This is a genomic window from Rouxiella badensis (assembly GCF_026967515.2).
Classification (GTDB): Bacteria; Pseudomonadota; Gammaproteobacteria; order Enterobacterales; family Enterobacteriaceae; genus Rouxiella; species Rouxiella badensis.
Window position 1 is genome coordinate 3021300 of sequence record NZ_CP114062.1, and the last position, 21907, is coordinate 3043206.

Genomic DNA, 21907 nt, shown 5'->3' on the forward strand with positions numbered 1-21907 from the left:
ACCTGTCTGAATGCGACCTTATTGTAACCAAACTCAGGCAAATCGGAACCGATAACAGTAAATGGGATTAACAATCAATGCTATCAGCAAGGGGGAAATGAGGGAAAAACAAAGGCGACCTAAGTCGCCTCTGATAACGTTTGCGTTCCGTGCAGGAAATTAACCCAGGATCGCAGCCAGTTCTTCGCGAACTTCAGACACTTTTTGGGTGCCGTCGATTTTAACGTATTGGGTGTTGCCGGCTTCTGCTTCTTTACCGTAGTAAGAAACCAGTGGCTCGGTCAGCTCATGGTACTCGACCAGGCGCTTGCGAACGGTTTCTTCCTGATCGTCTTTACGAGTCGTCAGTTCTTCGCCGGTCACGTCGTCTTTACCTTCAACCTGCGGTGGGTTGAATTTAACGTGGTAAACGCGGCCTGAAGGTGCGTGCACGCGACGACCTACGATACGATCAACGATCAGTTCGTCAGGAACATCGAATTCCAAAACGAAGTCAACGCTGATGCCCGCTTCTTTCATGGCGTCGGCCTGTGGAATGGTGCGTGGGAAACCATCCAGCAGGAAACCGTTGCGGCAATCTTCCTGGGTAATACGTTCTTTTACCAGAGCGATAACCAGTTCGTCGGTAACCAGTTTACCGGCGTCCATAATTTCTTTGGCTTTCTTGCCGAGGTCACTTCCGGCCTTAACAGCTGCGCGCAACATATCACCGGTAGAAATTTGCGGAATCCCGTATTTCTCCATGATGAATTGAGCCTGAGTACCCTTACCTGCGCCCGGAGCGCCCAGCAGAATGATACGCATTGCGTAAATCCCCTTGCATGTAATTTTATAAAAAGTCGAAAACGGTCAACCATACCATTCTGCGCCCCCTTCCTCAAGAAAGGGGGCGGCAAGTTAGCGATTAAACGCCAACTATCAGGCAATGGCTGTCTGTTTTTTAGCCTGCAAGGTTTGCGAAATGACGGCAACGATAATGATACACCCGCCGATCACCGCGTTTGGCGTCGGTGCTTCGTTCAGGAAAACATAAATCCACAGTGGAGCCAGCGCGGTTTCGAGCAACAGGAAAAGTCCAGCATTCGCCGGTGGCACATAGCGGGTAGAAAGTGAAATCAGCCCCATGGCAACAGGAATGATCAGTGCCCCTTCAATCACCAGCCACAGCCACTGCTCTGCATGCAGGTCAGCAACGGTTGTCAGCAGGCCAGTACCGGCAAAGGCAGGCACAACAACCGAGGCCAGCACGCCGCCGAGCGAAGGCAGTCCCAACGTGCCCTGCTCGACGCGTGAGGCAAAGATAAACGCCAGCGCCATACAGACGGCAGTTGCCAGAGCAAAGTAGTTGGCGGTTGCATCAACGCCCGCCTGCCTTCCTGACATCACGATAACCACGCCGAGCATACCGACTACCGCCGCAACCATCAGCGACTTGTCAATTTTAGTGGCAAAGAACAGCCGCGAAATAATCGCCGATACGAAGGGTGTTGAAGAGATAATCACCAGAACGGTTGCCACATTGCCGCGATTAAGCGCGTTAACGAAACAGGCCGACGACGCGCAGAAAAACAGTACTGAGAGCAGGTTTTGTCGGGTTATCCACGGCACACCCAGCACCGCACGACTCTTGGGGACTAACAACCACACGGCAAAGACCACTGCCCACATCAGCAATCCCCGCAGCACCACAATCAGCCACGAATTATGCACTGCCATGAGACGGATAAATACCGAATCGGTACTGAGAATAACCCCACCGAGAATGCCGATCAGGTTACCGTTTACTGCACTTGATTTACTCATCTTATATTCCATAGTTTTGAAATATCTTCAAAAACACTGCCGGTACAATTTACCGGCCGTCCATGCTTTCCACGCATCCAGCGGGACAAGCGGAGGGTACCGCTATGTTCGAAATAGCTTCCGTTCATCTCCTTCACCGCCTTGCGCTGCTCGTGCGAAAACGACGGCACCTTGAAACAGCAGAAAGGCAGACCCGGTTCGCCGATTGACTGCAGTCTTTCGCCGTCGGGCAGCCAAAGATCGATGGCATCCACGCTGGCAACGTTGTAGGGCTGCCACCCGGGGGTATTAATCGTTTCGAGCGCCATCGTGAGCGGGGTTTCCGACACCGTCGCTCGCTCGAAGAGACGCAGCTCGCTGCGTAGCAGCATGCTGTACTCTTCCGGGCGCACCGCAATCAGCGTCAGGCCTACCGCGACCGAGGCGTGCTTGTGCAACGGCGCTAAAAATATCGAACCCTGCTTAATCAGGTCATCATGCATGTTGGTCGCAAAACTGTGAGATGCGTCCACCACGATGCCCTTCGCCGGATGATGAAGTCGGTTCAACTCGCCGGTGTAAGGGTTAACGTGCGTCACAATCTGCACGCCGCTGTTTTCTCTGCCTTCCGCCACTGCGTGGGGAAAGAGCATATCAATCGGCTGATAATGCTGATGATTCGCCAGGCTCAGTGAAATATTTTGCTTATGTAGTAAGTGGGACAGCATCGCCAACCCGACGCTGACCGACTGCACCATAAACACATCGTATTGCTCCAGACGGTAAACTTCGGTGAGTTTCTCCCGCAGAACTTCACGCAGCTGATTCACTTTTTTGTAGAAGTGTCCGCCGCCGTGCAGCTTCTGGAGCTGGGGTGACAATGCTGAAGGATCCATTAGTCGATCAACTCCTTCTGGTAGAGCAAAGGAAGCACGTTGTCGCGAAACACTGAGCCCACGCCGACTTCGCAAGGCGGCTTACGGTAATTGACCCAGGCAATCTCGGCGATTTCCGAGCTGGCGACAGGCTGACCGACGACTTCAACCTGATAAACGTGGTTCTCGATGGCTACGGATTCGAACTCCGCGATGCCATGAAACAGGCCGAAAGGCTTGATTTCTGCCGCTTCAACGTTGAGCTCTTCCTTAAGTTCACGGCGCAGGCAGGTGAGGTGATCCTCACCCTGAAGAGGTTTTCCGCCCGGTGAAATAAACACGTCGGTCCCCTCTTTACGCGTCAACAGCAGCGAACGGTTGCGAATAATAATCGCCGAACACTTGATGATAGTTTTCATCACAGGCTCCACTCAGGCAGCTTCAGCGGGAGAGCTGGCCACTTTCTTGGCCAACGTCAGGGTTTCACCCGACAGGAATTTGACAATATTCAGCGCCAGCGGCGTTTTCTCGCGCAGGTAGGCCAGAATGGTGTCGTCGCTTGGGGTGGTAAAGCTATCACCGAAGATGCTCACACCTTCCAGTGACTTGGTGGAGATCCCAAGCTGCAGCAGACGATATTTCACGTCGTCGGAAGACTGGGCAAATTCATATATAGGTGAGTGATACTGAATGCCGAATTCTTTCATCAGATCGACCAGATATTCTTTCGCGACCAGACGCTGCTCCGGGAATTCCTGCTGATAATGGGTAATGCCGTCATTAATGACGTCAATATCATGACGACGACAGAAATCAATAAGATGTGCGTGTATTGCCAATTTTTCGCCGAGCAGCACCAGATTTTTTCTATACTTCAGAATATCTCCTTCGATATTCTCGATAGCGATACTGCGGAACGTCCCGCTAATATCTTCAACCGTGTGTTCCACGACCAATTCACCAAAACGGTTTTTAAGTTCATCAACACGATGAGAAAGAATGCCGCGATGCAGGGAGCAACCGCTGTTAGCGGAGTACAGATGAACCGGGATACCCTGTAACATTAAATAACAAGCTGCCAAGGTACTGTCACGACCACCGGTAAACATCACAAGCTGAGTCTTTACGGAAGTATTATTCATATTGATCCTTAATATTGTCTGAATACCCGGGTGAAAGGCACGGTTTTAAAGGGTTATAGGTTGTCCCGCCACGCTCGTTACTAAGACTAGCTCCGCCATCCTGGCGACTCGTTTTGGGACAAGGTCGAGACTAAAGGGTTTTTTTCACGTTAGAAAATGATATAAACAGACAGACAAGTTGAAATTAACTAACAAGGTGGCGCTATGTCTGATCTCCCTTCACTGCGCGCGTTGCACTACTTCAAACAGGCGGCACTGTTTGAAAGCTTCAGCGCCGCCGCTGAATCCTTAAATATCACTCACAGTGCAATCAGCCATCAAATAAAGAATCTTGAGTCCTGGTTAGGGACGCCTTTATTTAAACGCACGGCCGGACGGGTTTATTTAACCCAGGACGGAGAGACCTTAAAGAAATGCTGTGAACAGGTATTTAGAAATATCGAGGCAACCTGCAAAGAAATAAAAACCCGCGAAGAGAACAGTCTTATTATTTCCTGCGCGCCCAGTTTCTTGTCACAGTGGTTAATTCCCCGTATCGCGCGTTTTTCGCAACGGCATGAAAATATCGCCCTGACATTCCAGACCCATGTAAACATTGAAAATATTCAGGATGAACGCACGGATATTTTAATCAAAAGTAATGAAACACCGCTGTCGGATGAAATAGAGGCGACGCTGATTACCGTCGATTATATTGGGCCCGTCTGTTCGCCAGATTTCCGTCATCGATTTACCTACGAGACCGACTTCGCCACCCTTCCACTGCTGCATGCCGACACCAAAATCAATGCCTGGCAAGAATGGGCAAGAAAAACCAATACGCGGGGAGACTTTATTTCGGGCAAGCATTTTGACAATTTGACGCTGGCCATTCAGGCCGCAAAAAATGGTTTGGGAATTATTATGACGCCGCAGATTTTGGTCAAAAAAGAGATTCAGGAAGGGAGTTTAATTGCGCCGCTGGGCTTTACCGAGGTCGACAGAGCCACCTATATGCTGGTGAAACGTTCGCGTAGCCACGAGAAAGAGATCACGCTTTTCCGCCACTGGCTATTGGAAGAGGCCAGCCGGGGTTAACCGTCTGGCCTCTTATTAGGTCAATATTTCAATTAATTACGCTTGCAGCAGGGTGTTCATACGACGGATGAACTGGTTAGGGTCCTCCAGCGTACCGCGCTCTGCAAACAGAGCCTGGTCAAGCAGCAGCTCTACCCACTCTGAGAACTGGCTCTCCTGGGTTTCATCTGCAGCACGCTTGACCAGCGCATGCTCAGGGTTCAGCTCAAAGATGTATTTCACCTCTGGCGCTTCCTGACCCGCAGCGGCAAACAGCTTGGCCATCTGCGTGCTCATCTCGTCCGCACCGGTGGTGACGATAGCCGGGGTGTCGGTCAGACGATGCGTTAAACGCACCTCTTTAACACGATCGCCCAACAGGGTTTTGACGCGTTCAACGAACGGCTCAAGCGCCTTGTCGGCATCTTTCTGCTGTTCGTTCTTCTCGTCGGCCAGCTTGTCGAGAGACTCATCGGCCTTGCTCACAGACTGGAACACCTTACCGTCGAACTCGGTCAGGTAGCTCATCATCCATTCGTCGATGCGGTCTGACAACAGCAGAACTTCAATGCCTTTCTTGCGGAAGAGCTCAAGATGCGGGCTATTTTTCGCCGCGGCATAGCTGTCGGCGGTGATGAAGTAAATCTTGTCCTGCCCTTCAACCATGTTGGCAACATAGTCTTCCAGCGACAGCGTCTGCTCGGAAGAGTCATTGCGGGTACTGGCGAAACGCAGCAGCTTGGCGATGGTTTCTTTGTTGCTGCTGTCTTCTGCCGGACCTTCTTTCAAGACCAGACCGAACTGCTTCCAGAACTGCAGGTATTTTTCTGCATCGTCTTTCGCCAGTTTTTCGAGCATCTGTAGCGCACGCTTGCTCAGTGCATTACGCAGATTCTGCGTCACGCGGCTGTCCTGCAGAATTTCACGGGAAACGTTAAGCGGCAGGTCGTTGGAGTCTATCAGGCCACGCACAAAGCGCAGGTAGTTAGGCATGAACTGCTCGGCTTCGTCCATGATAAAGACGCGCTGCACGTACAGTTTCAGACCGTGCTTGTGGTCGCGATTCCACATGTCCCACGGTGCCTGTGAAGGGATATACAGCAGGCTGGTATATTCCTGCTTACCTTCAACGCGGTTGTGGCTCCAGCTCAGCGGATCGCTAAAGTCATGAGAGAGGTGTTTGTAAAACTCTTTGTATTCGTCGTCGCTCACTTCTGTGCGACCGCGCGTCCACAGCGCCTGCGCCTTGTTGATCTGCTCCCAGGTAACGGTATCGTCTTCTTCGTTACGGGTCTCGATTTCAACCGGCAGTGCGATGTGATCAGAATATTTGCTGATAATGGAACGCACGCGCCAGCTGTCCAGGAACTCGTCCTGATCTTCACGCAGGTGCAGGGTAATTTCGGTGCCGCGAGAGGCTTTCTCGATGTCGGCCAGGGTGTATTCCCCTTCACCGGCAGATTCCCAAAATACGCCTTCATCGGCGCTAACGCCTGCTGCACGGGTGCGAACGGTGACTTTATCAGCCACGATAAACGCAGAGTAGAAGCCCACGCCGAACTGGCCGATCAGCTGGCTGTCTTTGGCCTGCTCGGATCCGACTGACTGTAGGAAGGCTTTGGTGCCCGATTTAGCAATGGTCCCGAGGTTGTCGATCACTTCATCACGGGTCATACCGATGCCGTTGTCGCTCAGCGTCAGGGTACGTTTTTCTTTGTCAAACGACACACGAACGCGCAGCTCGGCGTCGCCTTCGTAAAGTTCAGGCTTTGACAGCGCGCAAAAACGCAGTTTATCGGCCGCGTCCGAGGCGTTGGAAATTAGCTCACGCAGGAAGATTTCTTTATTCGAATAAAGCGAGTGGATCATCAGGTGAAGCAGTTGTTTAACTTCTGACTGGAATCCGCGGGTCTCTTGTCCTTTCATACTCATCAAATACCTCAATCAAACCGTTTGAGTGGTTAAAAACGTAACTCTGTAAAAACAGACTGAGTATGAAGTGGGGGGTAAAGGCAGATTTTCAAGAGGAACGGGCAAGGAAATATCGAAACGCGCGTTAATTGATTATTTTAGAATCAGCAGGGAACAAACCGCTAACGCTTTGGAAATACAGAAACAAGGCTTTTTAACAGACTGCCTGATTGTGGAAGTGACCAAGGTGGGATTTTAAAAAACAGCCGGTCTGGGTTATAGAAGTTGTAGCAAGGCGGCAGGTTAGTTCATCCCCAGGCGCTGACACAGGCCATTGACTGGGGCGGGCTAGCGCAGCCAACGCCGCTACAGCTTCAAATACGATAACCGAGCAAACTAATATTTGAAGGCGTGCCGACCTGCCAGAGAATGCGCAAGAGTCGTGCCATCAACCATTTCTAGCTCGCCCCCCACTGGAACACCGTGAGCAATTCGACTCGCCAGAACGCCATACTGACCGCACATCTCGGCGATATAGTTCGCGGTAGCGTCACCTTCGACCGTGGGGTTGGTCGCGAGGATCACTTCCTGAATGCTTTCGCTTTCAAGACGTTGCTCGAGACGACCTAATCCGATGTCGTCAGGACCAATGCCGTCGAGAGGAGACAGATGCCCCATCAGGACAAAATAGCGACCTGAGAACTGACCGGTCTGCTCGATAGCATGAATATCTGCCGGGCTTTCAACCACGCAAATCTGACCATTTTCCTTGCGACGCGGATTGGCGCAAATGGTGCAGACATCCTGCTCGGTGAAAGTACGACAGTCGGCACAGTGGCCGATTTCGGACATCGCCCGAGTCAGGGACTGCGCCAGCCGCATTCCGCCACTGCGATCGCGCTGCAGCAGCTGGAATGCCATACGCTGCGCCGACTTCGGGCCTACACCCGGCAGACAGCGCAACGCCTCCATTAATGATTCAAGGAGTGGGCTGGTTTGCATCAGAATGGCATCTTAAAGCCCGGTGGCAACTGCATGCCGCCAGAAACTGCTGCCATTTTTTCTTTCTGAGTTTCATCGATGCGACGAGCCGCGTCGTTGAATGCTGCAGCAACCAGATCTTCGAGCATGTCTTTGTCATCTTCCAGCAGGCTTGGGTCGATTTCAACGCGACGGACGTTGTGTGCGCCGTTGATGGTGATTTTCACCAGACCTGCACCAGACTCACCGGTAACTTCGATGGCAGCGATTTCCGCTTGTGCCTGCTGCATTTTTTCCTGCATTTGCTGGGCCTGTTTCATCAGGTTACCAATGCCGCCTTTTCCAAACATAATCTTCTCTCTTTGCGTCGGGCCGCGTATGTGCACCATGCTCCTACTGCGGCGGTTAAATAGGGCGAATACTCTCTTCGTCCAGCTCGGCGTCAAAGAAACGACGCAAAGTCTGGATATTATTATCCGCGATAATCGACTGACGCGCCTGCGCCAGTTTTTCTTCATAGATGGCCTGTCGCCATTCGAGCGGCGTGCGTATCGCCAGGTTGTCGTCTTCAACCACGTTCAGCGCTATCTCCTGCTGATACAGCGAGGCAAGCGCGTCTGCCAAGGTTTTTTGCGCCGTTGGCGAGTTTAAATGACGCTGCGAAGAACGTAAATGCAGACAGACTGTAGCCGAATCAGGCCGCTCAAGGAAAGCATTGAGCGCCAGTTGCTGAACCAGTTTCGGAATAGTCAGCTTATTGACCGTAGCTGCCCACTCGTCTCGCTCGATGGCCTCTTCGGCCAGGCGTGTCGCCAGCTCCGGCGATTTTTCGTGCTCAAGCGCAGCGCGCAAGGCTTTCGGCGTGGCAACCGGCTCAGGGGCGGCCTCAGGCTCATTCACTGTTCTCCAGCGATAAGCCTCTTCTTTAACCGGCGCAGCGGGGGCTTTCTTCTGCGCAGTCGCTCCCGTGCGTTCTAATGAACGCTCGGTGACGGAAGCCAGTCGCTCCAGCACCGAATTTGCCGGCTGCGCTTTTCCAGGCGCGGCCGGCTCAGCTTTTTTTGGGGATGAGCTTCCCTGCTGTCGAAGCAGCTGTGTTCGCGCCTGCAAGAGCTGCGCGGTGGAGTCAGGTATTGCGACGTCACCGCCCGCAGACGCCTGTTGAGCAGGGGCGGCTTTAGGCTGCGCAGGGGCATTTTGCGCAGGCATGGCCGAGTTCGACATCGGCTGCGGTGCAGCGGTGCGTGGTTCTCTGGCGGCCGGTTCGGCAATCAACACCTTAGGGTGGAACGCCAGCGCACGCAGCAACGTCATCTCGACGCCCATGCGTTTATCCGGGGCGAACGGCAACTCTTTGCGGCCAATTAGCAGCGTCTGATAATAAAGCTGCACGTCGGTCGGCGGAATAACCCGCGCCAGTTCGCGCAGACGCTGTTCGATAGCCGCATAGTGGTTATCCAGCACCGACGGCAGCAGTTGGACCATCGCGATACGGTGCAGCAGCGCCAGGGTTTCAACCAGCAGCGTTTCCCAGTCCACCCCGCGCGAGGCGGCTTGTTCAACCTGCGCCATCACCGTCGCGCCATCGGCACTCACCAGCGCTTCAAGAATAGCCAGCGGCTGTTCGTCGTCGAGGGTGCCAAGCATCTGCGCCACGGTCTCGGTGGTGACTTTGCCCTGTCCCATCGCGATAGCCTGATCGGTCAGGCTGAGCGCATCACGCATACTGCCATCGGCCGCACGGGCCAACAGCTGCAAGGCGCGCGCCTCGTTGTCGATTTGCTCTGCCTGCAACACTTTAGCCAGCTGATTGCGGATCTGTTCGACGTCCAGCGCCTTCAGGTGGAACTGTAAGCAGCGTGAAAGGATGGTGACCGGCAGTTTCTGCGGATCGGTAGTCGCGAGCAGGAATTTGACGTGCGAAGGCGGCTCTTCAAGCGTTTTCAACAGCGCATTGAAGCTGTGGCGCGAGAGCATGTGTACTTCGTCAATCAGATAGACTTTGAAACGCCCTCTGGCCGGTGCGTACTGCACATTATCGAGCAATTCACGGGTGTCTTCGACTTTGGTACGCGATGCGGCGTCAATCTCGATGAGATCAACAAAGCGCCCCTGCTCTATTTCACGACAGTTGTCGCAAACGCCGCAGGGCGCTGAGGTAATGCCGGTTTCACAGTTCAGGCCTTTAGCCAACAGACGGGCAATAGTGGTTTTACCCACGCCGCGCGTGCCGGAGAAAAGATAGGCGTGATGAATTCGCCCCAGCGACAGGCCATTGGCCAGTGCCGTTAGCACGTGTTCCTGACCAACTACGTCAGTGAAAGTTTGGGGGCGCCACTTACGGGCAAGAACCTGATAGCTCATTAATACCGGAGAAGTCGAGGGGTCTGTAGCGTTATGTTATCACAGCCCCGCCTGCACGGGCGAGGCCTGATATAAACAAGAAATTCTAGTGCCTTCGGGTTGACAGGTAGGGTAACTGCACAAGTTCCCGGACGCTGAAATGCATCAGTGACCGAGGTGTGCAAAGCCCCACCGTAACGCGATGGACGCCGAATTTTAGTGACCGGCGAAGTTCACCAGGCAGTAACATTCAATGCCCAGACCGTTCAGGCGTTTTTCACCGCCCAGCTCTGGCAGATTGATAATGAAGGCCGCGTCAGAAACCTCACCGCCGAGACGACGGATAAGCTTGGCGGTAGCTTCGATGGTACCACCGGTCGCCAGCAGGTCATCGATAACCAGCACTTTATCACCTGGCTTGATAGCGTCGGTGTGAATTTCGAGCTTATCGGTGCCGTACTCCAGCGCGTATTCTTCCGCGATGGTTTCACGCGGCAGCTTGCCCGGCTTACGCACGGGAACGAAGCCTACGCCCAGCGCCAGCGCAACCGGTGCGCCAAACAGGAAGCCACGTGCTTCGGTACCCACCACTTTGGTGACACCGGTATTGCGGTAACGCTCTGCCAGCAGATCGATAGTGGCCTGATAGGCCTCGGGGACTTCCAGCAAACTGGTGACATCACGAAACAGTATGCCCGGCTTAGGGTAATCGGGGATGGTTTTGATACTGTCTTTAATAAACTCAAGCTGCTGTGCAGTAGCGGTCATAACGGTAGCGCTCATAATAAAGGCCTGAAAAAGCGTCGGTTCATACCTGAACGGCGCGAGAATCTGTTCAAACCAAACGCCCTACGCCGAGATAATTCGGAATAGCTAACTGAGCTTAAGGCGACGGCGAACGACTCTGGCAGGCGATTCAAGAAAAATAAGTTGGGGATGACCGAGGGTCAAGACGCCCAAATTTATGCAAAGCCACTTTAAAAAGCAACCTACAGCCGGCGATGATCGCCTTTTTTATTGCCCCAGGTCAACCACTGCGGCGAATCAGTGCGTGATAAACCGCCCACAACGCATGATTTACCGCGCAGTTTGTCGCATAATCGCGGAAATAATCGTTCGGGAGAGTCTCGTTGAGCACGCAAACACTTTTGCATTCGCTGGAGCAGCAGATAGAAAATCTGGCGCAAGAAATTGAACCTGTCGCCCATGCACCGGCGCAGCAGGCGCGCTTTGACGTTACGCTTTTTGCGACCAAGGGAACCCGCCTGCGTGAATATCTTGCCGAAGTGCGCGTAAACTTTGCTCAGCTGCGTCAGGTAGTCGAAGAAAACCGCAGCGCGCAGGTCGCCTTTGTCGCCGAGCGGCTGGTCTCGCAAATCACCGCACTACAGCGCGAACTCGCGACCCAGAACCTGCGCAAGGCCGATAAACAGAAAGAACAAAGCGGCGGCGATTACTACAGTAAACTGGTTGAACATCAACAGTATGAGCGTCGATTGCTGGCGATGATTCAAGACCGCGAGAGTCGTCTTGGGAGAGTCGAGACTTTCAAGGAACAGCAGCATATGCAGAAAGAGCTTGCGGCACTGGAGGGACGCCTCATGCGCTGCCGTCAGGCGCTGATCAAAATCGAGCGCAGCATCGAGCGTCAGGAAAGGGGTTTTTGACGCTCTTATCACAAAATTTGAAAAATACCGTCGTTAGTTGAGACAAAATCTCTATACTGGAAATTCGATTACCCGTCGTTAGTCAGCCTGTTAACGACTGATAAAACAGATGCCCACTACCAAGATGACTGGAACGCCTATGTCCATTGAAAACGCCCCTCCCGAACTGCAACTAGCCGTAGATCTGATCTACCTGCTGGAGTGTAACGAAATCGCCCCTGAAGTGGCGTTGGCGGCACTGGAGATTGTCAAAAAGGACTATCAGGAAAAACTCAAGAATCCGACCGGCAGCTTGTCCATAAGCTACCGATAACGACGGTATGAATCAGACGAGGGTCGCCTCGTCCGGCGGCGTGAATGGGCGTTTCACTTCCTGAACTTCGTTGCCGCCTTTGTCGTGCAGATACACTTCCAACTGATTGAAAGCAATATTGATATCGTTATCGCGGCACAGCTGGTCTACGCTGCGGTTCAGCTCATCGACGGTCGAACTCCTGTCGCGCAGCTCGCGAACGTATACCCTGAGCTCGTGGTCCAGCGTGCTGGCCCCGAAGTTAAGGAAGTACACCGACGGCGAAGGATCGCTCATCACCTTGGCATTTTCATGCGCCGCCTGCAGTAAAATCTCCTTAACCTTATCTAAATCAGACCCATAGGCTACGCCAACTTTAATAACTACGCGGGTGACGGTGTCCGACAGCGACCAGTTGATAAGACGCTCGGTCACGAAGGCCTTGTTAGGGATGATCACCTCTTTACGGTCAAAGTCGGTAATGGTGGTCGCACGAATACGAATCTTGCTGACCGTCCCAGAATAGGTCCCGATAGTGACCGTATCGCCGATGCGAATCGGGCGTTCGAACAGAATAATCAGGCCCGAAACAAAGTTGGCAAAGATTTCCTGCAAACCAAAGCCCAGTCCAACCGACAGCGCGGCCACCAGCCACTGGAGTTTGTCCCACGACACGCCGAGCGCACTCAGCGCCACCGCCGCACCGATAACCGTAATGGTATAGGTCAGAATGGTGGTAATCGCGTAGGAGGTCCCCTGCCGCAGATGCAGCCTCGACAGCACCAGCACCTCGAGCAGGCCCGGCAGGTTTCGCGTCAGGACATAGGCAATGATTATCTCGATAAAGGCCAACAGGAAATTGCCCAGCGTCACCGTCTGCTGTACCACCTTGCCGCCGATATTACCGGAGTAGTGCCACAGCGAAATGCTGTCGAGATAAGAGATAACCGTCAGCAAATCTGACCACACCCAATACAGCACGGCGGCAAAGACGATGAACAGCGCCATGGTGATCAGACGCAGCGTCTGCTGGTTAATCTGGTCCAGACCGAGCACGGTTTCCTCGATGGTCTCCCCTTCGGCACCCTCTTTGACATTGGTGTTCTGACGACGCGCCAGCGCACGACGATAGGCCAGACGCCTTGCCGCCACGCTCAGCCCGCGCAGCGCTATCCTGCCGGTGATATTCCAGATTATCAGCAGATAGAGGCTTTCTAGCCAGCGGCTGGCGAGACGCAAGGTAGTATAGAAGTAGCCGGTGAACATCAGTCCCATCAGGAAGACCGGAGCCAATGCAATGGCGGTGACGATAACCAGATGCACGCTGTGCGCATTTTTCTCGCGCCAGCCGTCCCTGAACATCGGAAAAAGCAGAACTGTCAGCGTCGCCAGCGTCAGTAAAATAATCACCTGACCGATAGTATCGTCCACCAGCCCCAGCGGGATCTTCTCACCGCGAACAGTCCAGAAAATCAGCGGCAGCATGGTGAGTGACAGACGAAGGATTGAGCGTCGGTAATGCGCGCAGGTGGCCGCTTCCATATTAAAGTGGCGCTCACTGACCCCGCGCGGCCCCAGCAGTCGGTAACAGAATCCCATCACCAGCTGGAACACGGCGATGCGCTGTGCCAGCGTCCATAAAAAGTTATTAAACTCGATATCACAAACGGACAGCCAATAGCCAACGCCGAGCGTCAGCAGCATGCCCGGCATCACTCTGAGAACGAGAAGGAGCAGCGCCTGAGGCGTATGCAGTTGGGAATCACGCTTCAATTGGCCGACGTCGCTGCTCAGTTTATCGATACGCGCTTTGATAGCCTTCTGACGCCACAGAAGAATGACGACAGCTATCAGCATCGGCACGGTCACCGGCAACGAGCGCAGCGCGCCCTGCTTCAGCTCGTCAACCGGCAGCTTGAAACTCAGACTGTTAATCTGATTTTTGACGTCTTCGGGCAGCGATTTAATAAACTGCCAGTCAATCGGCTTGTTGCTGCTGACCCAAAAGATTTGCTGGGTCAGCGTGTCGTTGAGGGTCTGGTTTACGCTCAACAGCTGCTGCTGGTTGATTTGCAAATTGATCGCCAGCGCCAGCTCGTTGCCAAGCTGTTTATTGAGCTGGTCCAGCAGGTCGCGGCGCACGTCAACGATTTGCTCAAGCGCATCGCTAATGTCGTCATTAATCTTTTCTTTGCTGCCTTTTACCAGATTCTGAATATAGTCATCACCCTGGAAAAGCGCGTCGCGCTGCTCATTGATATTGAACTGCTCAAGGCGCAGATCGGCGATTTGCGTCTGGGTGTCGGTCATCAGATTGGCCGTCGGCTGCGCATTTTGCTGCTGCTGATAAAGGATACGCGAGAGCAGCAAACTCCCCTTCAAGACGCTGATTTCTTCACTCAGATCGTGTTCCGACTGCGACGAACGTTCCAGCCAGTTCTTGATGGTGATGTTCTGTTGCAACAGCTTGTTGCCATCCTCGGTAGAGGCTATCAGGCGTTGGCTCAGATGGCGGTTGATGTCCAGTTCCTGACTCACCAGCGGATCTTTTTGCAGATCGGTGGTGCTTTCCGGCGTCTGAGCTTCTTTCGCCGTACGCTCGGACAGCGTCAGACGTTTACCGTTGACCACCTCTTGCAGCGTTTGAGTGTAGGCTTCGAGCTGTGAAATATGGGCATTGGTATAGTCGCGCTGCTTCTGGTAGAGGTCCTGCAAGGTGGTGTTGGCCTCCAGGCTGTTGCGCTGGAAATCCACCTCGGCATTAAGCAGCGCCTGCTCGGTGACCAACATCGCCTGCTGCGTTGGCCGCAGATCCTGCTGATTCGGCGCCATGCCGTTAAGCTCGTTTCGCACCTGTTCCAGGCTTTGCGAGTAGCTGTACATCGCACTCTGCGCCCGTTCAGGCTGGGTCTGCAAAGAAATCAGCTGAGTATTGTAGGTTGAGAGGTCATTCTGCGAAGACTGCAAATCGTTGAGCGTATCGCCGAGCGTGCTTTCCAACTGATGCAACGACATCGCCAGCAGCGCCGTTTTATCCGCCGCCGGGTTGCTCTGATTTTGCAACTTGGCGAGGCCGTCGGTGGCGATGCGCAGTTTTTCAGGCGCATCATCCAACTGCTGTCTGAGCTGATTTTGCTGCTGTTTGACGCGATCCAGCGCGTCGAGCAGTTCCATCGTGCGATAGAGATCCTGCTGCGTCAGTTTTTCAACCGGCGTTAGCGTTTTCTGGCGGCTCAGCGCATCAAGTTGATTCTGCACTTCACCGCGCAGGGGGATATCCGCCGTTCCCGCCGCTAACGCACGAGGAGCAGCCAGCATAGCGGCGCAAAAAACCAATGCAATCAACAGGAAAGAAATTAATCCTGAAGAGGCCAAACGCAAAAAGTCGGCGTGGCGGTAGCGAAAGTCAGCGGATAGGCTAAACATAGTTAACTTAATTCAAATAAAGATGCGCAATATTAACACGGCCCCCTTCTACAGCGTATGCAGTGAAGGTGCTCAGGCAGCATCAAACTTGTAAAACTTTACTAAACTCTACTTACAGCCACTTGACACACTTAATTACCTTTAATCAATCTTGGACATAACCTCAACATCTCGATATAAGTATCAATAAATTGACTTACCTGGTTGTGGAGGTCGTTACTTTCTGGCATAAAAAGCCAACTCTCCATCATTTCAGTCATGTAGGCGCAACGGACTGTCGGCGCCCGGCGTGCGTCATGGACGGAGCACATCTCCCCAACAAATTCACATTTGTGAAATAGGATTTTCACCCTCCATGGGTGCAAAATCGGTAATCGTAGTCAGCACATACTAAAAACGCAGCTGCGGGATGTCACAGCGCCGCACGCAACGAAGTTAATTTTAAAATCGGACACTTGAGGTTTATTTATGAACAAAAACAGAGGGTTAACGCCTCTGGCGGTCGTTCTTATGCTAACCGGTGGATTAGCTCTTACAGGATGTAACGATAAAAAAACCGAGCAGGGAGCCGCTAAAGCCCCCGAAGTGGGTGTCGTCACGTTGAAAGCCGCCCCGCTAAATGTAACAACTGAGCTTCCGGGACGCACCTCGGCCTACCGTATTGCCGAGGTACGTCCTCAGGTCAGCGGCATTATCCTGAAACGTAACTTTGTGGAAGGCAGTGAAGTCAAGGCCGGTACCTCGCTCTACCAGATTGATCCTGCGCCTTATCAGGCCACGTACGACAGCGCCAAGGGTGATTTGGCGAAGGCACAGGCCAGTGCGCAGATTGCCCACGTGACGGTCAACCGCTACAAGCCGCTGTTGGGCACCAACTACATCAGTAAACAAGATTATGATACTGCTAACTCCACCGCACTCCAGGCCGATGCTTCGGTCGTAGCGGCCAAGGCAGAGGTTGAAACGGCGCGTATCAATCTCGCCTACACCAAGGTCATTGCCCCAATCAGCGGCCGTATCGGTAAATCCTCAGTGACGGAGGGTGCGCTGGTGACCAGCAGCCAGACCGACGCGCTGGCGACGGTTCAGCAACTTGACCCTATCTACGTTGACGTGACCCAGTCCAGCAATGATTTCCTGCGCCTGAAGCAGGAGCTGGCCGACGGTACGCTCAAACAGGAGAACGGCAAAGCGAAAGTGACGCTGATTCTGGATAACGGTAAAGAATATCAACAACCTGGCACATTGGAATTCTCCGATGTTACGGTTGATGAAACGACGGGGTCTATCACTTTACGTGCGGTATTCCCGAATACGCAGGACTTCCTGCTGCCGGGTATGTTTGTGCGCGCCCGTCTCGACGAAGGTGTCAACAACAATGCCCTGCTGGTGCCTCAACAGGGGATCACCCGTAACCCGCGCGGCGATGCAACCGCGATGGTTGTCGGTGCCGATAATAAAGTGGAACTTCGTACGGTGACGACGACTCAGGCTATTGGCGACAAATGGGTCGTCACGGATGGCCTCAAGCCGGGCGATAAAATCATCGTGACCGGCCTGCAAAAAATCAGACCCGGTGTTCAGGTGACAGCACAGGAAGTTGACCAGAACGCCCCCGCAGATGAAGCGACGAAGTCTTAAAAAGGAGCCGGTAATTCATGGCTAATTTCTTTATTGATCGCCCGATATTTGCGTGGGTTATCGCCATCATTATTATGCTGGCGGGGGGACTTTCGATCCTCAAACTTCCTATCGCACAATATCCGACCGTAGCGCCGCCGGCCATTGAGCTGACGGCGACCTATCCTGGTGCCGACGCACAAACGGTGCAGGATACTGTCACCCAGGTTATCGAACAGAACATGAACGGTATCGATAACCTGATGTATATGTCATCTACCAGTGACTCCTCTGGTGCGGTTCAGATAACGCTGACCTTTGCTTCAGGTTCCGACGCAGACATCGCACAGGTTCAGGTGCAGAACAAACTGCAGCTGGCGATGCCTTTGCTGCCGCAAGAAGTTCAGCAGCAGGGGATAAGCGTTCAGAAATCGAGCAGCAGCTTCCTGATGGTGGCAGGCTTTGTTTCTGATGGCAGCATGACCCAGGAGGATATCGCCGACTATGTGGCATCAAACGTCAAGGATCCTATCAGCCGCGTGTCGGGTGTAGGGGATGTGCAGCTGTTTGGTGCGCAGTATGCGATGCGTATCTGGATGGATCCGAACAAGCTAAATAACTATCAGCTGACGCCGGTTGACGTTATCAGCGCGATTACCGTGCAGAACAACCAGGTGGCCGCAGGTCAGTTGGGCGGAACGCCTCCGGTACCGGGCCAGCAGCTCAACTCGTCTATTGTGGCGCAAACCCGCCTTAAATCGGCCGACGAATTCGGCAAGATTCTGCTGAAGGTTAATCCAGACGGCTCGCAGGTTCGCCTGCGCGACGTGGCGGACATCAAGCTCGGTGGCGAAAGCTACGACGTGATTGCCCGCTTTAACGGACAGCCTGCCGCAGGTCTGGGGATTAAACTGGCGACCAACGCCAACGCCCTCGACACCTCGACCGCCGTAAAAGCGGAGCTGGCCAAGCTGCAGCCGTTCTTCCCGAACGGACTGAAGGTGGTCTATCCGTATGACACCACGCCTTTCGTCAAAATCTCGATTCAGGAAGTGGTGAAAACGCTGGTTGAGGCCATCGTGCTGGTGTTCCTGGTAATGTATCTGTTCCTGCAAAACTTCCGCGCTACGCTCATCCCGACGATAGCGGTACCGGTGGTCTTGCTCGGCACCTTTGCCATTATCGCCGCCTTCGGTTACTCGATAAACACTCTGACAATGTTCGGGATGGTACTTGCCATCGGCCTGTTGGTGGATGACGCCATTGTGGTGGTCGAGAACGTCGAACGCGTCATGGCCGAAGAGGGGTTGCCGCCGAAAGAGGCGACGCGCAAATCGATGGGCCAGATTCAGGGCGCGTTGGTCGGCATCGCGATGGTGCTCTCGGCGGTCTTTATTCCGATGGCATTCTTCGGCGGGTCGACCGGGGTTATCTACCGCCAGTTCTCGATTACTATCGTTTCCGCGATGGTGCTGTCGGTGCTGGTTGCCTTGATTCTGACTCCGGCGCTTTGCGCCACCATGCTCAAACCGATTGCCAAGGGCGACCACGGCAAAACCAAAGGCTTCTTCGGCTGGTTCAACAAGAAGTTTGAGCAGAGCACGCACCACTACACCGACAGCATAGGCAACATCCTGCGCAGTACGGGGCGTTATCTGGTCATTTATCTGCTGATCGTCGTGGGCATGGCGTTCCTGTTTGTTCGCCTGCCAACCTCCTTCCTGCCGGAAGAAGATCAGGGCGTGTTCCTGACCATGGCGCAGCTGCCGGCCGGTGCAACGCAGGAACGTACTCAGAAAGTGCTGGATGAGGTCACTCATTACTACCTGACCAAAGAAAAAGCCAACGTGAACTCGGTGTTTACCGTTAACGGCTTCGGCTTTGCGGGTCGCGGCCAGAACACCGGTATCGCGTTCGTGAGCTTAAAAGACTGGTCGCAGCGCAGCGGTGAAGAGAACAAGGTTGCCGCCATTACCGGTCGCGCAATGGGCGAGTTCAGCAAAATCAAAGATGCGATGGTCTTTGCCTTCAACCTGCCCGCGATCGTTGAACTGGGTACGGCGACCGGCTTTGACTTCGAGCTGATTGACCAGGCCAACCTCGGCCACGACAAGCTGACGCAGGCGCGTAACCAGCTGTTGGGCATGGTGGCACAGCATCCTGATTTGCTGGCCGGTGTGCGTCCTAACGGACTGGAAGATACGCCGCAGTACAAGCTGGAAATCGACCAGGAAAAAGCCGTGGCGCTGGGCGTGTCCCTCTCGGACATTAACACCACCCTCGGGGCCTCTCTGGGCGGCAGCTATGTCAATGACTTCGTTGACCGTGGCCGCGTGAAGAAGGTTTATGTTCAGGGTGATGCCAAGTTCCGCATGCTGCCTAAAGACATCCAGAACTGGTACGTTCGCGGCAGTTCGGGTCAGATGGTGCCCTTCTCGGCCTTTTCAACCGCCAAATGGGAATACGGTTCACCGCGTCTTGAGCGCTATAACGGCCTGCCTTCGATGGAAATTCTGGGCCAGCCTGTTCCGGGCAAGAGTAGCGGTGAAGCGATGGCAATGATGGAGTCTCTGGCGTCCAAACTGCCAACCGGCATCGGCTATGACTGGACCGGTATGTCGTATCAGGAACGTCTCTCGGGCAACCAGGCGCCGTCGCTGTACGCCATCTCGCTGATCGTGGTATTCCTTTGTCTGGCCGCGCTGTATGAGAGCTGGTCGATTCCGTTCTCGGTCATGCTGGTGGTGCCGCTTGGGGTCGTGGGTGCGCTGATTGCCGCGTCGATACGCGGTCTGAGCAACGACGTTTACTTCCAGGTCGGGCTATTAACGACCATCGGGCTGTCGGCGAAGAACGCCATTTTGATTGTCGAGTTCGCCAAGGACCTGATGGATAAAGAAGGTAAAGGACTGATTGAGGCGACGCTAGAGGCGGTACGTATGCGTCTGCGCCCTATCCTCATGACCTCGCTAGCCTTTATCCTCGGCGTTATGCCGCTGGTTATCAGCACCGGCGCGGGTTCTGGCGCACAGAACGCGGTCGGTACCGGCGTAATGGGCGGGATGATTACCGCGACGCTGCTGGCTATCTTCTTCGTGCCAGTGTTCTTCGTGGTGGTTCGCCGCCGCTTTGGTAAGAAGAATGAAGATATGGAGCACAACCCTAAGGTTGAGACCCCACATCATTAATCAAGACAGACAAGTTAGTCCTGCAAAGGCCGCGTAAGCGGCCTTTTTTATGGCCTGAATTCCCTGCCCGGTTAGCAGGTTGCCCCCTACTCCGATAAAAAAACTTAAAAATGAGGCTTGAAGCGACGGGTTAATACGCGCATAATAATTGTTATAGTATAACATTACATTTTAGGATTTATTATGAGAGAGAACATTCATCCTGCTTATCGCACCGTGGTTTTTCATGACACCAGCGTTGATGAGTATTTCCACGTCGGCTCCACCATAAAGACCGACCGCACCATTGAACTGGAGGGCAAAACCTTCCCGTACGTGACGCTGGACATCTCCTCTGCTTCCCATCCGTATTACACCGGCAAGCAGAAAGAGTTCTCGAAAGAAGGCAGCACCGCGCGCTTCCAGCAGCGTTTCGGCAGCTTCCTCGGAAAAAAATAAGTTTGTTTTTGGAGGGATAAATGCAGGTATTGAGTTCGTTAAAATCAGCAAAAAACAGGCACCCTGACTGCCGCATCGTGAAACGCAAGGGCAGACTGTACGTGATTTGTAAAAGTAACCCGCGTTTTAAAGCCGTACAGGGCGGGAAGAAGAAACGCTGATCCTCAGCGTGGAATGAAAGCTTAGCCAGCCATAAAAAAAGCCCCGTCGCTTGCCCGACGGGGCTTTGTTACGTCATAAAGAAGGGGAGAATTACCTCCCCGTTGGCCATTGCCAGCGGGGAGGTAACGGATTTATTTCATGCTGCCTACAATCGCTTCCACGTTGTGGGTGAAGGCTTTCTCATAGGTTGTTGCCGGGCCTTGCGGGCCAGAAAGTGATTCAGGATAAAGCTCGCCGCCAGGCTGTGCACCCGTGGCCGCAGCAATCTGTTTCACCAGACGCGGATCGGTCTGATTCTCGATGAAGTAGGTTTTCACCTTCTCGTCTTTAATCTGCTTGATAAGTGAGGCAACGCCGCTGGCGCTAGCTTCCGACTCCGTCGAGAAGCCGACCGGTGCCAGGAAGGTCACGTTGTACTCTTTGCCGAAATAACCAAAGGCATCGTGACTGGTGAGCACCTTACGTTTCGCGACCGGAATACCGCTGAACTCTTGCTTGGCCCAGGCATCCAGCTTCTTGAGCTGCTCGATGTACGCACCGCCGTGCTGGCGATAGTAGTCGGCGTCTTCAGGGTCGGCGGCAATCAGCGCGTTCATCACGTTAGTGGCATAAATGACGCCGTTCGCCATGCTGTTCCAGGCGTGCGGATCGGTCACTGTCTTGCCCTCTTCGTCCATCTGGCGCGAGTCTACGCCCTGCGAGGCGACAACGACCTTGCCGTGATAGCCGGAGGCAGTGATCAGGCGATCCATCCAGCCTTCCATGCCCAATCCACTGACAAAGACGACGTCAGACGCGGCCAGCGACTTGCTGTCTCTCGGCGCAGGTTCAAAGCTGTGCGGATCGCCGTTTGGGCCGACCAGGCTGGTGACCTTAACGTGGTCTCCACCCACTTCCTTCACGATATCCCCAAGGATTGAGAAACTGGCGACGGCATTAACCGTCTTGGCCATCGCCAGTGGGCTCGACAGCAGGGCAGCTACTGACAGAGCAACAGGTAAAAGTTTCATTTCCACTCCTTTAT

General features: G+C 53.7%; 20 protein-coding genes. 7 read left to right on the top strand and 13 right to left on the bottom strand.

Annotation, left to right across the window (positions count from 1 at the left end; all coding sequences use genetic code 11):
• Positions 1–159 precede the first annotated feature (159 nt).
• The 5 genes from adk to O1V65_RS14020 all read right to left on the bottom strand — a co-directional run bounded on the left by adk (position 160) and on the right by O1V65_RS14020 (position 3799).
• Positions 160–804: an adenylate kinase gene (gene adk, locus O1V65_RS14000; RefSeq protein WP_017492301.1), complete on the bottom strand. Its 645-nt coding sequence runs from the start codon at positions 802–804 to the stop codon at positions 160–162.
• Positions 805–918: 114 nt separating this feature from the next.
• Positions 919–1803, bottom strand: a complete 885-nt coding sequence (locus O1V65_RS14005) for a DMT family transporter (RefSeq protein ID WP_017492300.1) — start codon at positions 1801–1803, stop codon at positions 919–921.
• Positions 1800–2678, bottom strand: coding sequence for a DUF6024 family protein (locus O1V65_RS14010; protein ID WP_017492299.1), 879 nt, complete (start codon positions 2676–2678; stop codon positions 1800–1802). The genes O1V65_RS14005 and O1V65_RS14010 overlap by 4 nt, the downstream gene beginning before the upstream one ends.
• Positions 2678–3076 carry an NUDIX hydrolase gene (locus O1V65_RS14015; protein WP_017492298.1) on the bottom strand — a complete coding sequence of 133 codons (399 nt, stop codon included), beginning with the start codon at positions 3074–3076 and terminating at the stop codon, positions 2678–2680. The genes O1V65_RS14010 and O1V65_RS14015 overlap by 1 nt, the downstream gene beginning before the upstream one ends.
• A gap of 12 nt (positions 3077–3088) precedes the next feature.
• Positions 3089–3799: a hypothetical protein gene (locus O1V65_RS14020; RefSeq protein WP_017492297.1), complete on the bottom strand. Its 711-nt coding sequence runs from the start codon at positions 3797–3799 to the stop codon at positions 3089–3091.
• Between the two features lie 204 nt (positions 3800–4003).
• On the opposite strand from O1V65_RS14020, the gene O1V65_RS14025 reads away from it, so the two are divergent.
• Positions 4004–4876: a LysR substrate-binding domain-containing protein gene (locus tag O1V65_RS14025; protein WP_017492296.1), complete on the top strand. Its 873-nt coding sequence runs from the start codon at positions 4004–4006 to the stop codon at positions 4874–4876.
• Between the two features lie 36 nt (positions 4877–4912).
• Here the strand turns inward: O1V65_RS14025 and htpG are convergent, their stop codons facing one another.
• The 5 genes from htpG to apt all read right to left on the bottom strand — a co-directional run bounded on the left by htpG (position 4913) and on the right by apt (position 10858).
• Positions 4913–6781, bottom strand: a complete 1869-nt coding sequence (gene htpG / locus O1V65_RS14030; RefSeq protein ID WP_038328085.1) for a molecular chaperone HtpG — start codon at positions 6779–6781, stop codon at positions 4913–4915.
• Positions 6782–7162: 381 nt separating this feature from the next.
• Complete coding sequence (gene recR, locus O1V65_RS14035; protein WP_026110586.1) at positions 7163–7768, bottom strand: recombination mediator RecR; 606 nt, start codon at positions 7766–7768, stop codon at positions 7163–7165.
• Positions 7768–8097, bottom strand: a complete 330-nt coding sequence (locus tag O1V65_RS14040; protein ID WP_017492293.1) for a YbaB/EbfC family nucleoid-associated protein — start codon at positions 8095–8097, stop codon at positions 7768–7770. The genes recR and O1V65_RS14040 overlap by 1 nt, the downstream gene beginning before the upstream one ends.
• Positions 8098–8152: 55 nt before the next feature.
• Positions 8153–10111, bottom strand: coding sequence for a DNA polymerase III subunit gamma/tau (gene dnaX / locus O1V65_RS14045; protein ID WP_084911931.1), 1959 nt, complete (start codon positions 10109–10111; stop codon positions 8153–8155).
• A 195-nt stretch (positions 10112–10306) separates the two neighbouring features.
• Positions 10307–10858 (bottom strand): adenine phosphoribosyltransferase, encoded by a 552-nt coding sequence (gene apt / locus O1V65_RS14050; protein WP_038328083.1) that lies wholly within the window; start codon positions 10856–10858, stop codon positions 10307–10309.
• 362 nt (positions 10859–11220) lie between these two features.
• On the opposite strand from apt, the gene priC reads away from it, so the two are divergent.
• The gene (priC, locus tag O1V65_RS14055) at positions 11221–11757 is read left to right on the top strand and encodes a primosomal replication protein PriC (RefSeq protein WP_017492290.1); all 537 of its coding nucleotides are present in this window, start codon (positions 11221–11223) and stop codon (positions 11755–11757) included.
• 139 nt (positions 11758–11896) lie between these two features.
• Complete coding sequence (gene rsmS, locus O1V65_RS14060) at positions 11897–12070, top strand: pleiotropic regulatory protein RsmS (RefSeq protein ID WP_017492289.1); 174 nt, start codon at positions 11897–11899, stop codon at positions 12068–12070.
• 12 nt (positions 12071–12082) lie between these two features.
• Here the strand turns inward: rsmS and mscK are convergent, their stop codons facing one another.
• Together mscK and O1V65_RS14070 are read right to left on the bottom strand one after the other, a co-directional pair.
• The gene (mscK, locus tag O1V65_RS14065) at positions 12083–15475 is read right to left on the bottom strand and encodes a mechanosensitive channel MscK (protein WP_017492288.1); all 3393 of its coding nucleotides are present in this window, start codon (positions 15473–15475) and stop codon (positions 12083–12085) included.
• Positions 15476–15606: 131 nt separating this feature from the next.
• Positions 15607–15825 carry a hypothetical protein gene (locus tag O1V65_RS14070; protein WP_225741454.1) on the bottom strand — a complete coding sequence of 73 codons (219 nt, stop codon included), beginning with the start codon at positions 15823–15825 and terminating at the stop codon, positions 15607–15609.
• 118 nt (positions 15826–15943) lie between these two features.
• On the opposite strand from O1V65_RS14070, the gene O1V65_RS14075 reads away from it, so the two are divergent.
• From O1V65_RS14075 to ykgO, 4 genes are all read left to right on the top strand, one after another.
• Positions 15944–17116, top strand: a complete 1173-nt coding sequence (locus tag O1V65_RS14075; protein ID WP_017492287.1) for an efflux RND transporter periplasmic adaptor subunit — start codon at positions 15944–15946, stop codon at positions 17114–17116.
• 17 nt (positions 17117–17133) lie between these two features.
• Complete coding sequence (gene acrB, locus O1V65_RS14080; protein WP_017492286.1) at positions 17134–20283, top strand: multidrug efflux RND transporter permease subunit AcrB; 3150 nt, start codon at positions 17134–17136, stop codon at positions 20281–20283.
• 183 nt (positions 20284–20466) lie between these two features.
• Entirely contained in the window at positions 20467–20721 is a 255-nt protein-coding gene (locus O1V65_RS14085; RefSeq protein WP_009639086.1) for a type B 50S ribosomal protein L31, read from the top strand.
• Positions 20722–20741: 20 nt separating this feature from the next.
• Entirely contained in the window at positions 20742–20882 is a 141-nt protein-coding gene (gene ykgO / locus O1V65_RS14090) for a type B 50S ribosomal protein L36 (RefSeq protein ID WP_009639085.1), read from the top strand.
• Between the two features lie 132 nt (positions 20883–21014).
• On the opposite strand, the gene O1V65_RS14095 is transcribed toward ykgO, so the two are convergent.
• A complete protein-coding gene (locus tag O1V65_RS14095) occupies positions 21015–21893 on the bottom strand; it encodes a metal ABC transporter substrate-binding protein (protein ID WP_017492284.1) in 879 nt (292 codons plus the stop codon).
• Between the last annotated feature and the right edge of the window lie 14 nt (positions 21894–21907).